This window comes from Mucilaginibacter gossypii (assembly GCF_900100945.1).
Classification (GTDB): Bacteria; Bacteroidota; Bacteroidia; order Sphingobacteriales; family Sphingobacteriaceae; genus Mucilaginibacter; species Mucilaginibacter gossypii.
The window spans coordinates 1-13,100 of record NZ_FNCG01000022.1 but is presented as its reverse complement, the minus strand read 5'-3'; the positions used below and the strand labels follow the sequence as shown (position 1 = coordinate 13,100).

General features: G+C 42.7%; 11 protein-coding genes. 4 read left to right on the top strand and 7 right to left on the bottom strand.

Features of this window, described 5'->3' with window-relative positions; all coding sequences use genetic code 11:
- Positions 1-24: 24 nt before the first annotated feature.
- Together BLS28_RS27250 and BLS28_RS27245 are read right to left on the bottom strand one after the other, a co-directional pair.
- Positions 25-1,110 carry a Glu/Leu/Phe/Val family dehydrogenase gene (locus tag BLS28_RS27250; RefSeq protein ID WP_091175201.1) on the bottom strand — a complete coding sequence of 362 codons (1,086 nt, stop codon included), beginning with the start codon at positions 1,108-1,110 and terminating at the stop codon, positions 25-27.
- Positions 1,111-1,380: 270 nt separating this feature from the next.
- Entirely contained in the window at positions 1,381-3,060 is a 1,680-nt protein-coding gene (locus tag BLS28_RS27245) for a S8 family serine peptidase (protein ID WP_143020890.1), read from the bottom strand.
- Positions 3,061-3,679: 619 nt separating this feature from the next.
- Between BLS28_RS27245 and BLS28_RS27240 the strand changes: the two genes are divergently transcribed.
- Together BLS28_RS27240 and BLS28_RS27235 are read left to right on the top strand one after the other, a co-directional pair.
- Positions 3,680-5,467: an ABC transporter ATP-binding protein gene (locus BLS28_RS27240; RefSeq protein ID WP_091175198.1), complete on the top strand. Its 1,788-nt coding sequence runs from the start codon at positions 3,680-3,682 to the stop codon at positions 5,465-5,467.
- Between the two features lie 224 nt (positions 5,468-5,691).
- The gene (locus BLS28_RS27235; RefSeq protein ID WP_090528014.1) at positions 5,692-6,024 is read left to right on the top strand and encodes a DUF3276 family protein; all 333 of its coding nucleotides are present in this window, start codon (positions 5,692-5,694) and stop codon (positions 6,022-6,024) included.
- A gap of 93 nt (positions 6,025-6,117) precedes the next feature.
- Here BLS28_RS27235 and mgtE read toward each other — a convergent pair whose 3' ends face one another.
- Complete coding sequence (mgtE, locus tag BLS28_RS27230) at positions 6,118-7,488, bottom strand: magnesium transporter (protein WP_090528011.1); 1,371 nt, start codon at positions 7,486-7,488, stop codon at positions 6,118-6,120.
- A 218-nt stretch (positions 7,489-7,706) separates the two neighbouring features.
- Here mgtE and ychF point away from each other — a divergent pair, with 218 nt between their 5' ends.
- Entirely contained in the window at positions 7,707-8,810 is a 1,104-nt protein-coding gene (gene ychF, locus BLS28_RS27225; RefSeq protein ID WP_091175336.1) for a redox-regulated ATPase YchF, read from the top strand.
- A gap of 210 nt (positions 8,811-9,020) precedes the next feature.
- On the opposite strand, the gene BLS28_RS27220 is transcribed toward ychF, so the two are convergent.
- The 3 genes from BLS28_RS27220 to BLS28_RS27205 all read right to left on the bottom strand — a co-directional run bounded on the left by BLS28_RS27220 (position 9,021) and on the right by BLS28_RS27205 (position 12,203).
- Positions 9,021-9,827: a helix-turn-helix domain-containing protein gene (locus BLS28_RS27220; protein WP_091175194.1), complete on the bottom strand. Its 807-nt coding sequence runs from the start codon at positions 9,825-9,827 to the stop codon at positions 9,021-9,023.
- A gap of 97 nt (positions 9,828-9,924) precedes the next feature.
- The gene (locus BLS28_RS27215) at positions 9,925-10,809 is read right to left on the bottom strand and encodes an oxidoreductase (protein ID WP_091175191.1); all 885 of its coding nucleotides are present in this window, start codon (positions 10,807-10,809) and stop codon (positions 9,925-9,927) included.
- A 578-nt stretch (positions 10,810-11,387) separates the two neighbouring features.
- Positions 11,388-12,203, bottom strand: coding sequence for an SDR family oxidoreductase (locus tag BLS28_RS27205; protein ID WP_091175186.1), 816 nt, complete (start codon positions 12,201-12,203; stop codon positions 11,388-11,390).
- Between the two features lie 74 nt (positions 12,204-12,277).
- Here BLS28_RS27205 and BLS28_RS27200 point away from each other — a divergent pair, with 74 nt between their 5' ends.
- On the top strand, positions 12,278-12,637 hold the full coding sequence (locus tag BLS28_RS27200) for a winged helix-turn-helix transcriptional regulator (protein ID WP_091175184.1): 360 nt from the start codon (positions 12,278-12,280) through the stop codon (positions 12,635-12,637).
- A gap of 145 nt (positions 12,638-12,782) precedes the next feature.
- Here the strand turns inward: BLS28_RS27200 and BLS28_RS27195 are convergent.
- On the bottom strand, positions 12,783-13,100 hold a 318-nt coding region (locus BLS28_RS27195), incomplete at its 5' end, for an IS1595 family transposase (protein ID WP_143020863.1).

Sequence of the window (13,100 nt, the reverse complement as noted above, 5' to 3'; positions counted from 1 at the left end):
CGGTTTATATAAAAATTAATTGTTTTAATAGGATGATTTTACTTTTCTGATGTCTTCAATGCGTTTTTCGGCTATTTTATTGGCCGCGCTAATGGTTGGAATGTTTTCGGCCTTTGACAGCTTTAACACATTGCGCGTAGCCTCATAAATATTTTCTGTAAGCTGTAAGGTACGCTTTTTATTGAAATTCATCAACTCCGAATAACCGGTAATAATACCACCCGCGTTGATCACATAATCGGGGGCAAAGAGAACCCCTTTATCAAGCAGCATTTGCCCGTGCACACTCTCGTCAAGCAGTTGGTTATTGGCCGAACCCGCAATAATGCCGCATTTTAATTTAGCAATGGTTTGATCATTTACGGTACCGCCCATAGCGCAGGGAGCGTAAATATCGGCATCGATATCAAAAATATTATTATTTGATACCGGCTGCGCGCCATATTTTTTGGAGATCTGGCTTACGCGTTCCTCATTAATATCGCTGGCGTAAACTTTTACATTTTCGTCCCTAAGCAGGCGTACCAGGTTTTCGCCCACATGGCCAATGCCCTGTACAATAACCGATTTGCCTGTTAAGCTGTCGCTGCCGTACATTTCCCTAACACAAGCCTTAATGCCCATCAAAACGCCCAGCGCTGTTATTGGCGATGGGTCACCGCTGCCGCCGATGTTTTCAGGAGCGCCGGTAACATGGTTGGTTTCCATTTTAATGTACTCCATATCGCGCGGACTGGTGCCTACGTCTTCGGCAGCGATAAATTCGCCGTTAAGGTTTTTAATGAACCGGCCAAATTTACGCAGTAAAGCTTCGTTCTTGTCCTGGCGCGAATCGCCGATGATCACCGAATAGCCGCCGCCAAGGTTAAGGCCGGCTATCGCTGCCTTGTAGGTCATGCTTTTTGCTAATCGCAATACATCATTAAGGGCATCACCTTCGGTTTTATAGGCCCACATACGTACGCCGCCAAAAGCAGGGCCAAGCGTTGTATTGTGGATTGCAATAATAGCTTTCAGATGGGTATCAGGATCGGTACAAAAAACAACTTTCTTATGCCCGAAAGCGTCAAGCTGGTTAAATATGGATTCCGGTGGATGTTGTTCAGGCATTAGTACTATAAGTAAATGTCTTTAAGCGCACAAAAGTAGAGGTTTTTTTTAATACTGGCAAAGATATTAAGTTGCAGTATGTATGAAAACGCCATTAAATATGTATCAACAACCTTTAGTTAGATATTAAAGGCTTGATGATTATAATTGGATTATGAAAACAAATTTGATTTTGAGGGAATTTTCGGGTTTAAATTTGTGGCTTATTATAAATGAGCGCATTTACCGCAAAGTATGGCCTTGCAGTAACGGATATATATCATATTCATATTATTTAGCATCAGATATAGTTTTAGCAAAATCCATAGCTTTTTGCATATCGGCAAGGCCATAACCGTAAGGCATAACCGGGTTATTATATTTGTTAGCTGATTTTCTGAGCACCACAAGCAGATCTCTATTAGTTAGTTTGGGATAAGCCTGCCATAAACAGGCAGCCAGGCCGCACATAATAGGGCTGGAATAGGATGTGCCCATTCGTTCTTCCGAAACCCCCATCGGGTTAATCACACCGGCTCCTATGCCCACCGCTACAATATCGGGTTTAACACGGCCATCAACTGTTATTCCAAACGACGAGATAGGGACAATAATACCTGTATAGTTAACTGCACCTACCGTTAGCACATCAGGCGAATCGGCAGGAGTACCTACCCATTGCTGTTCGTTACCTGCACAGCATACAATAAAAATGCCTTTGTTAAATGCAACATTGGCTGCCCTCGTGGCCATTGCCGTTTTTCCGTCCATATCCTCAAATTTATACCGGGCCTCGGTCAGGTAATAACCATTTGTATAAGTAAGCGACGAATTAACGATATCTACCCCAACGCTATCGGCGTACTCAATGGCGTTAACCCAGTAATCTTCTTCAATAGGATACTCTGTAGATGCATCCTCAGTATGGAATAACCAGTAATTTGCTTCGGGGGCTGTGCCTACATAGGTTCCGGGTTTATTCACCGCCATGCATGATGTAACCCATACGCCGTGGTTATCAATAGCATATGGATCGGGACTTTCATAAACAAATGATTTTGCGCCCTTGATGCTAATGTTGTTAAAAGCCGGGTTGGTTTTCAGGTTGATAAAGCCTGCGTCAATAACGGCAATATCAATCCCGGCGCCTTTAAAACCCTTGTTGTGCAGGACCTGCCCGTTGGATGTGCTGATATTTGCTGTTGCCGCGCCATAATCAAGCGGCGTATTCGCGGTTTGGTTTGAACCAGGCTGTGGTATATCGTTGTATTTGGCAGGTGGGGTGCTAAGTCTTGGCCCTTCCCACACCAATATCACATCTTTTACAAATGGCAGCGCTTTATATTTATCTACCAAAAACTGATCGGATGTGTTTACACTAACCGTGTTAAGCCATTTGCTTTGTGCTACTATCACACCGCCTACCTGTTTTATCGCTTTAATATAATCGGGAGAGATCGGGAGGTCTGTTCCATCAATTGGGATATTACGTTTCCGGCGGCGCTCAATTGCTCGCGCCGATAAAAATTCGGATGGTTTATTTATCGAATAAGCAGATGTGCCCTTGTCTTTAAGTATGAGCCTATATTTGTAATCGTTTTCGTCGGTAATGGTCACTTTACATTTAGCAAAGGTTTTTCCATCTGTAAGGGTAGCAACAATATTGGTTTGCCCTGCCGCTAAGCACGAAACCAAGCCATTGGCAGTAACTGTTGCTATCCTGGTGTTTTCGGAGCTCCAGGTTATTTGCTCAGATCCCGAGCCATTGCTAACCGTTGCTTCTAACCGGTAAGAATAGATCGGGTTTTTAACTACATTTAACGATGAAGGATTAATAGCTATTGTTGTAGTTGGCTTTGGTGGACTATCGGTCTTTTTACATCCGGTTGCAAAGAAACATATAAGTAATAAGTATAAAGGGAGTGTACGTAATTTGGCAGTCATCAGGAGCGAGAGAGATATTTTGGTCAAAGGTTAAGTTTAATTATAAATTATAGAAGCAGATCAATATTACCCGCTTCCGTTTTGTAAACGCGGCGAAGGTACTGTTATTGCAGGAAACACCGGCCATTGTGTTTGATTTTACGGAGCCTGGTATTTAAAACAGTAATATTAAAAGCCTGTTAGCTTAAAATTTATTGACAAGCCTCATGCGGCCTGGCGCTCCGCTTGTTAAAAATTGATGACGTGTAGCCCCTTACTTTTGATAAACGATTAATTAACAAAGCGCAATCATACTGGCATGATCCTGTCAGTGTTCAACTTTTAAAAAACGGGTGTTCAACTTTTTACTTCTTGATTTTGTAACTGATTGATTATTAGGATGTGTGTGTTCAATTGGACTTTTAAGGGCGTTTGTGTTGTTTGTAATGCATTGATTATCAATGGTGTTTATTTTAGAAAAATATGCAAGTGTTCACACTTTTAAAAATTGAACACTTCCAGGATTATTACGGGTGTATCAATGTAACATTCTTACATCCTCCCGACTTTTCCATTCCATCACTCTCCCCAAATTTTAATACTTTTGATTATTATGTCAGGGCTTTCCGACTTTCGGACATTCCCGACTTCCGGACTATAATAATAAATGAAAGACCTCGCATACCTTAATAAGTTTTTTTACAAATACCGCTGGCGGCTTATCCCGGGTGTGTTGTTTGTAATTATATCCAATGTTTTTGGTGTGCTGCCGGCACAGGTTATCCGCGTAGCTTTTGACCTGGTTACCGAAAACATAGGGGCCTACCAGCTTTTCTCGGGTTTCGACAGGCAGAGTTTTATTTACGATATTTTCGGTACCAGCTTATTCCTGTTTGGTACACTGGTATTGGTGCTGGCCTTGCTGCGGGGCCTGTTCCTGTTTTTTATGAGGCAAACCATCATCCTCATGTCGCGCCATATCGAGTACGATTTAAAAAACGAGATCTACAACCACTACCAGGAACTTTCTCTCGCCTTTTATCGCCGCCACAATACCGGAGATTTAATGAACCGGGTAACGGAGGATGTTAGCCGTGTGCGCATGTACCTTGGGCCGGGGATTATGTACTCCATCAATACCGTAGTATTGTTTGTTATGGTAATATATGCCATGCTTACAGTAAACGTACAACTGGCCATTTTTTCGGTATTGCCATTGCCTATTTTGGCCGGTGTTATTTACTATGTAAACAATATTATCAATCACCGCAGCGAGATGATCCAGGAAAGGCTGTCGGGCTTATCCAGCTTTGTGCAGGAAAACTTTTCGGGTATCAGGGTGATCAAATCGTACGTGCGCGAAGGCTTTGTGCGCGAAAACTTTGCCAAGGAGAGTGAAGACTATAAAGTGCACTCTATGGAACTGGCTAAAGTACAAGCCCTGTTTTTCCCGATCATGTTATTACTGGTAGGCCTCAGTAACGTAATAACCATGTACGTTGGCGGGGTGGAAGTAATAAAAGGTAACATTACCCCGGGCAATATTGCCGAGTTTATTGTGTACCTCAATATGCTGTCGTTCCCGGTTATTTCGCTGGGCTGGGTAACCTCACTGGTGCAACGCGCCGCCGCCTCGCAAAAACGCATTAACGAATTTTTGCATGAAAAGCCCGAGATCATTTCGCCGCTTGCAGACAAACACCATGTTGAGGGATTGATTAAGTTTGATGATGTGTCATTCATTTATCCCGATACCGGCATCCAGGCCTTAAAGAATGTTTCGTTTACCGTAGAGCCGGGGCAGATGCTGGCAATTATAGGTCGGACAGGTTCGGGTAAATCAACCATTGCCAACCTGGTAATGCGTATGTATGATACTACAGGCGGGGAGATCACCATTGACGGTCGGCCGATAAAATCACTTGGCCTCGAAAACTATCGCTCGCAAATAGGTTTTGTACCGCAGGAGGTTTTCCTGTTTTCGGATACCATAGCCAATAACATTGCTTTTAGCGCCGATGTACTAAATATGCCGGTTGTTGAGCAGGCCGCCAAAGATGCCGCGGTATACAATAATATCATTGAGTTGGAAGAGGGTTTTACAACACTCATCGGCGAACGCGGCGTTACCTTATCGGGCGGGCAAAAGCAACGCGTATCCATTGCACGCGCCATATTTAAGCATCCGCAGGTTTTGATCTTTGACGATTGTCTTTCGGCAGTTGATACCCGCACGGAAGAGGAGATCTTGAATAACCTTGGCCGGGTAATGCAGGATAAAACAAGCATCATCATAGCCCACCGCATTTCCACCATAAAAAATGCCGACAAGATCCTGGTAATGGATAACGGCGAAATTGTTGAGCAGGGTAACCATGCGTACCTCATGCAGCTTAAAGGCACCTACTTTGAGCTTTACGAAAAACAATTACTGGAAGAAGAGCAAAACGCATAACGAATGGGTACAAGTGAGCATTCCCGCAACCTCCGCACAACACTTGTGCCAGTAGGGAGATGAACTGGTATGCGCTCTCTTTTCACAGCTCACCTGTAATTGGTCATCCACACAAAAAAATGACACTTTTGTTTCAAAAAACTCAATAATAACGAATAAAATACTTGCACTTTGAAAATTTATTTATATTTATGCCAACCAAAACTAATTACAGGTAAATATATATGGGAGATTTTGACAATAGAGAGCGTGAAGAGGTTTATTCGAAGAAGGTGAGAGCCGGGAAGCGGACCTATTTTTTTGATGTAAAAGCAACCCGTTCAAACGATTATTATGTTACTATTACTGAAAGCAAAAAACGTTTGGAAGATGGGGTGTTTGTAAAACACAAGATCTTTTTATATAAAGAAGACTTTGAAAAATTTGCCGAAGGTTTGAAAGATACCATCGACTACATCAAATCAAACCAGGAGGTAGTTGAGAAACGCTATGAGTACAGCGAAAACCCTGAAATTGCCAGGGCATCTGCCGATGAAGATTTTTCGTTTGAGATCTAATTACTACAGAACAACACTAAACTAAAATAATTAAAGCCCTGCTTCTTATTAAGAAACAGGGCTTTTTTCGTGTGTTATATTTGAAAACGAGGATTACAATAATATACCCCGCATAAATATTACGGCTATAGTAAAGTAAATAATCAAACCGGTAACATCTACCAGGGTGGCTACAAACGGAGCCGACGAGGTAGCAGGGTCGGCACCAAGTTTCTTCAACAAGAGCGGTAGCATCGAACCTGACAAAGACCCCCATAAAACAATGCCGATAAGGGATGCGCCTACTGTAAAACCTACCAGCATCCAGTGCGGGCCGTAAATATTGCTGAACATGCTCCAGGCCGCTATACGTAAAAAGCCTATCAAACCTAAACAAACACCAAGCATTAAACCCGAAAGGATTTCCCGCCGCATTACCCGCCACCAGTCGGCAACGGTAACTTCACCAAGGGCCATGGCCTGGATAATGAGGGTTGAAGCCTGCGAACCACTGTTACCACCGCTCGAAATAATTAATGGAATAAAATAAGCCAGTACAACTACTTTGGAGATCTCATCGCCAAAATAACCCATAGCGGTAGCGGTAAGCATCTCACCTAAAAATAAAATGATGAGCCAGCCTACGCGTTTTTTTACAAGTTTAAAAAGGTTGATATCAAGATATGGTTCATCCAGCGCTTCCGTACCACCTATTTTTTGGATATCTTCGGTATATTCTTCGTTAGCTATCCAAAGGATGTCGTCAACTGTTACAATGCCAAGCAATACGTCATTATTATCAACAACAGGTAGGGCGGTGCGGTTATTCATCCTGAAAACGTTGATTGCTTCTTCCTGCGGATCACTGGCACTAAGCGAAATCAAACGACCATCCATTAGCTCACTCACCTTGGTTTCGGGCTTTACCAATAAGATCTCACGGATCCGGATGTCATCAAGTAAAACACCGTGCTCATCAATTACATAAATAACATCGATGGTCTCTGAGTTTTTACCATACCGGCGAATGTGCGAAAGCACACGGCTTACGTCCCAGGTGCGTTTAACGGCAATATAGTCGGGTGTCATTAAGCGGCCAACGCTTTCTTCTTCGTAACCTAAAAGTTTTAAAGCCTCCTCGCGGTTTTCGCGTGAAAGTTTTTGGATAAGTTTTTGAACGGCGTCACCATGCAATTCGCTGAAAAGTGACGTACGGTCGTCAGGAGGGAGTTCGTTGATCAGATCTTCAAGCTTTTGACCCGAAAGTTTTTTGATGATCCGCTCTTGCACAGGGAATTCAAGGATGCGGAACACGTTAACCGCGCGGTTAAGCGAAAGGGTTTCGATGAATTTTGGGCCATGTTCAGGAAGTTCACCAATCAGTTCTTCAACATCCGATATGTTAAGGTTGTTCAAATATTCCTGTAATTGGGTATCGTCTTGTTTTTCCAGTAACAATTCTACTTGCTCAACCATTTCTTCCATATATAGGCCCTCCTTTTTTACATCGGTGTATTAATATTTTGCTTCTTTTTTCCGAGCGCAAAAGTCGTTTATTTTTTCAAATTATAAGGCAAAATTTTCTGTTATCTTTGCGCTTTTTAAAGTGAGTGGTTTATTAGGTTAAATGGTTGATTAGTTTACCAAAATCAAAACTTAATCAACCCAATCAACCATTCACTCAATCAACTAAAAACACAAAAATGGGTTTACAATGTGGTATAGTAGGTTTGCCGAATGTGGGCAAATCGACACTTTTTAATTGCTTATCAAACGCTAAGGCACAGGCGGCTAATTTTCCGTTTTGTACCATCGAGCCAAACGTGGGTGTAATTACAGTGCCGGATGAGCGCTTAACAAAGCTTACCGAAATAGTACAGCCAAAATCAATTGTACCAAACGTTATAGAGATAGTTGATATTGCCGGCCTGGTTAAAGGGGCCAGCAAAGGCGAAGGTTTAGGTAACCAGTTTTTGGCGAATATTCGCGCTACCAATGCTATCATCCACGTATTACGTTGCTTTGATAACGATAATGTGATCCATGTTGATGGCTCGGTTGATCCTATCCGCGATAAAGAGATCATTGATACTGAACTGCAGCTAAAGGACCTTGAATCTATCGAGAAAAAGATCCAGAAGGTTGAAAAGATGGCTAAAACCGGTGGCGACAAAGAGGCCAAAAAAACCTTCGATGTTTTAACCGTTTATAAAAATCACCTGCTGGAAGGTAAGTCGGCCCGTACTGCACCTGTTGAGGAAGAAGATAAAGAATATGTAGCCGACCTTTGGCTGCTTACCGCCAAACCGGTATTATATGTTTGTAATGTTGATGAAGGTTCGGTAAGTACCGGTAATGCTTACGTTGAAAAAGTAAAAGCAGCCGTTAAAGATGAAAATGCCGAAGTGCTGATCATTTCAGCCCAAATTGAATCTGAAATTTCACAACTGGAAACCTATGAAGAACGCCAGATGTTTTTGGATGACCTTGGTCTTACCGAATCGGGTGTTAACAAGCTGATCAAAGCGGCATACAGGTTATTAAATCTGGCTACTTACTTTACTGCCGGTGTGCAGGAAGTTCGTGCCTGGACTATTACCCAGGGTTTCACCGCGCCACAGGCAGCAGGTGTGATCCATACCGATTTTGAAAAAGGCTTTATCCGTGCCGAAGTAATTAAATACGAAGATTTTGTGAAATTCAACGGTTCTGAAGCTGTGATCAAAGAAAACGGCAAGCTGGGTGTTGAAGGTAAAACCTACATTGTGCAGGATGGCGATATTATGCACTTCAGGTTTAACGTTTAGGGAATAGACCCAAGACGGCAAGAGTCAAGAATTAAGAATTTAGAGTCAAGACAATAAGATACAAGAGCCAGGAAATGAGATCTAATCCATTCCTGGCTTTTTTATGTCTTAGCTCTTGACTCATGATTGCTTGACTCCTTTTCTCGTCCTGATTCTTAAGTCCTGACTTCTTGTTTCCTGATTCTTGATTTCTTGACTCTACCTCAGCGGTTACACCGCCGACGGCGCTACCCCATAAGCTTTTTTAAAGGCGAAGGAAAAGTGGGAGAGATCTTTAAAGCCCACATTGATATAAACATCAGATACCTTGTGCTTCTTTTCTTTGATCAGGAAATAAGCGTCCTTCAATCGTTGCTGTTGGATCCACCGGTTGGGTGATATATTAAAGATCCGTTCAAAATCGCGCTTAAACGTTGCCAGGCTGCGACCGGTTAAATAGGCAAAGCGGTTTAAATCGACATTGAAGCGATAGTTTTGAGCCATGAATGCCGCGAGGTCAATTTTGCCGGGTTCGCTGAAATCAAAGAGGATATTTTTTAGCTCCGGATTGGTTTCAAGCAATATCATCACAGCTTCCTTTACCTTGTGCAGGGTAAGGGCCGGGCTGATTTCGTCGCCGGTTTTATCCATATAAGGACTTAACGATGCAATGTAATTGTTGAAAAGCTCGTTTGGTCTCAGAAACAAAGCGCTTTCGCCTGAATACTGGCCATCTGCTTGCAAATCAAGTTCGGCGCTCATGCTTTGCAGGGTAGTTTGATCCATGCCGATCGTGATGGTTTTGAACTCACCGCCTGCGGGTGGATGCTTTACAAATTTTGCCAGTTCGTTCCGTTTCAAAAAGCGGTAATCGCCCTGTTTAAAATAATAGTTTTTACCGTTTACATAAAGCTCCGAATCGCCGGAGAGGATATAGCCGAATACATGGTCGGCAATAAATTGCTCGCCGGCCCTGCTCACTTGCGAGTAGCAGGAATAAAGTATCCGCGGCGACGTTTTTGTATTTGACACAGGCATGTTGTTCAAATTTAATAATAAAGAAAGACTTACGAAGTTTTGAAAGTTTCGTAAGTCTGGTATATCCCCGGGAACAGTCCCCACAACCGAAATTATATTATGCTTTTTGAGCTGTTATTGATTTCCCAAATTCTGTATTCAGAAAATCCTCTGCTTCGGCATGATCAGTTGAAGTTGTAATTGGAAGCCATTTTTCAAATTCGGCTTTGCGTGCTTCATCGGCAGCTTTTAATAAGCCGGCGGCTTCGCTGCCCAATATAAGGTGTACAGGAGGCTCCGGATGTTCAACAAGATCAACCATTACCTTCGCTGCTTTTTTGGGGTCACCTACAGGAATAAATTTGCCGCTCGATAAATAATCGGCACGCGCGTCAACAGTTTGTTCATAGCCTTCTACCTTTGGTGCATAGCTCATCGAGTCGCCGGCCCAATCGGTACGGAAGCCTCCAGGCTCAACGCTGGTAACCAGTATGCCAAGTGGCTTTACTTCTTTAGCTAAAGCTTCGGTGAAGCCGCTCAAACCAAACTTAGCTGCCTGGTACATGCTTAAACCTGCATTACCAACGCGACCACCAACCGAGCTGATCTGTAAAATACGGCCCGAACGTTGTTTGCGCATATAAGGCAATACCGCGCGGGTGATTTCGATGGGTGCATAAAGGTTTGTTTCCAGCTGACTGCGTACCTGCTCATCAATAAATGCTTCGGCTGCGCCAATGATACCAAAACCGGCGTTATTTACCAATACATCAATTTTGCCAAAGTGGGCTACCGCATCGGCAACGGCTTTATGTACTGCCGGGTAATCGGTAACATCTAATTTTATCGGATATACCTGCCCGGGATATTTATCAGCCAGATCTTTTAATTGCTCTGGGTTACGTGCTGTAGCGGCAACATTATCACCTGCTGCTAAAACTGCTTCTGTAAGGCTGCGGCCTAATCCGCGGGCGCTGCCTGTTATAAACCATACTTTTTTCATAGTGTTATCTTTATTTTGATAACACAAAGTTAAGCTGGCAGGTGGCGCGGCGTTTTGTTGAAAAGCTCAAGTTGCTTTGTTGAAAAGGTCGGTCTACAGGTTTTGATCGTTAGGTATCGGATAAAGAAGCCATATTAGATAAAGAAGCTATATTAGTAGATAGAGAAAGAATAATAAATGATATGGTATCTAAGCAGTTAGAATATATTGATAACGGTCGTGAAGGGTACGTTATTTATAGGGATGGAGATATTAAGTTGAAGTTTCTGTACGAGTTAGCTGCCGGCAGGTACGTTGCATTGATATATATTCCGACAGCGGAAAGTTGGTTTGAAAAAACAGGGATACCTATTAATAACAGGCATCAGATAATAGAATTTATAGCATGCCAGGTAGTAAAAGATAGGGCACCCAATGCAACTTACGAATTATATGATGATTGTATAAGTCTGTTACAAGAAACCGATCGGTAAACTGTAAGCCCTTAATGCTGATAATAATAATTGCCCCAATATACGAGCTGGTTCATTAGGCTCGGTTTATCAAGGCAATCCTAAAATCCTACAAATCAAGGTTCATTAAAAGAAGCTGCTCATTTTCTCCATATATTCCTCAATAGGCATAGTACTGCGCATATTCATCAGCATGTTACCCATATCGCCTATAACGGTGCGGAACTTGTCGCTTTTGCCGGTAGCAAGATCATCAATAGCGTTAACAATAAGCATCGGATCATCAAGTTGTGATTCATCGCGTGAGCCCATCAGGTTTTGCAGTTTGCTGTTAAGTTCAATGTACGCGGTTATATCCGGGTTTTGGTTCCAAACCACGCTTTCAACAAAGTTGTTGCCTTTGGATCCGCCTTGCTCTATCAGCCTTAAATGAATATTAAGCGGTTTTAGTTCGTAATAGAGCCCTTCGGTAAGGCCCTCCAGCGCAAATTTCGACATGTTGTATAATGAGCCAAGCGGTACAGCGGTAGTAATACCCATAAAGGAGCTGATGTTGATGAACATGCCCCCATTGTTTTGCCTGAAATGGGGCAGGAACGCACGGATCACGTTGATAGGGCCGCGGGCATTTACCGCAAACTGCCAGTCGATGTCTTCTTCTTTAGCAAGCTCCAATGCGCCGTACGTACCCATACCTGCATTGTTTACCACAACATCAATTTTACCGAAAGCGGCTATCGCTTGTTCAGTTGCCGTTTTTACCTGATCAAGGTTGGTTACATCTAACTTAAATATTTTGATATTGGGATATTGTGTTAGTTCGGTTTCCTTTTCGGGGGTACGCATGGTAGCGGCTACATTCCAGCCTTGTTGTGCAAAATGTTTAGCGGTTAATTTGCCCAGTCCGCTGCTGGTTCCGGTTATAAAAACTGTTTTTGACATGGTATTTTATTTTTTATGCAAAAGTATACTGGAATTGATATAATTTTGTAATCAGTTACACAGAGTATACCAGTATGGAAGAGGAAATAACGTCACACCAACGTAATCATGCCGATGAGCGGCAGGCTTTACAAGATACCATGTATGTTATTGGCGGTAAATGGACACTGCCAATCATTAATTCCATTTGCAATGGAAACAAACGTTTCAGAGAAATTGAGCGGAGCATTCCCGGCATCACCACGCGTATGTTATCGCGCGAGCTGAAAACTATGGAAAGGAATAAGCTTGTTAAACGTACTGTAACGCCAACTTCGCCGGTTTTAATTGAGTATGAATCTACAGAGTATTGCCGGAGTTTTGGCGGCATTATTTTAGAAATGATAAAATGGGGCAAGGAGCACAGGGAGATGCTGCGCAAGGCTGATAAATAGTAGTATTTATAAAAGCGGGAAAAGCGCGATTCCCCTCTTGAGAGGGGCGGAGGGGTGTGTCTCAGCTTTTGATAAACATGCCGCAGAAACACACCCCTGCTATCACTCACTCCATCGCGCCCCCTCTCAAGAGAGTAATAGCCCATCAAGAGGCAGTAGCCATTTTGTTAATTAAAAAGTTAAACACCTGGTTATTGCCTCTATTGTTATATTTAAATGTGAACTCATTCAGGTATGATTGCAAATGTCTGAGCGATACTTTATGGTATTGACCATATATCCCCCGTTTTAACAATGTCCAAAAGCCCTCAATCGTATTGGTGTGATACTCTCCCCGGGCATACTCTTCTTTTTCCTTGTTTAATACCTGATGTTCACGGAATATTTTATTTAAACCGGCATATCCACCAAAGCCGTCCGTTACAATAGTAGCATCTGTGCTCACTGATTGTTCAACAATGGG

Excerpts from the sequence above, each read along its gene's own strand:
- BLS28_RS27240 (WP_091175198.1), top strand. The coding sequence starts at position 3,680 with ATGAAAGACCTCGCATACCTTAATAAGTTTTTTTACAAATACCGCTGG.
- BLS28_RS27220 (WP_091175194.1), bottom strand. The coding sequence starts at position 9,827 with ATGCCTGTGTCAAATACAAAAACGTCGCCGCGGATACTTTATTCCTGC.
- mgtE (WP_090528011.1), bottom strand. The coding sequence starts at position 7,488 with ATGGAAGAAATGGTTGAGCAAGTAGAATTGTTACTGGAAAAACAAGAC.
- BLS28_RS27205 (WP_091175186.1), bottom strand. The coding sequence starts at position 12,203 with ATGTCAAAAACAGTTTTTATAACCGGAACCAGCAGCGGACTGGGCAAA.
- ychF (WP_091175336.1), top strand. The coding sequence starts at position 7,707 with ATGGGTTTACAATGTGGTATAGTAGGTTTGCCGAATGTGGGCAAATCG.
- BLS28_RS27250 (WP_091175201.1), bottom strand. The coding sequence starts at position 1,110 with ATGCCTGAACAACATCCACCGGAATCCATATTTAACCAGCTTGACGCT.
- BLS28_RS27200 (WP_091175184.1), top strand. The coding sequence starts at position 12,278 with ATGGAAGAGGAAATAACGTCACACCAACGTAATCATGCCGATGAGCGG.
- BLS28_RS27215 (WP_091175191.1), bottom strand. The coding sequence starts at position 10,809 with ATGAAAAAAGTATGGTTTATAACAGGCAGCGCCCGCGGATTAGGCCGC.
- BLS28_RS27235 (WP_090528014.1), top strand. The coding sequence starts at position 5,692 with ATGGGAGATTTTGACAATAGAGAGCGTGAAGAGGTTTATTCGAAGAAG.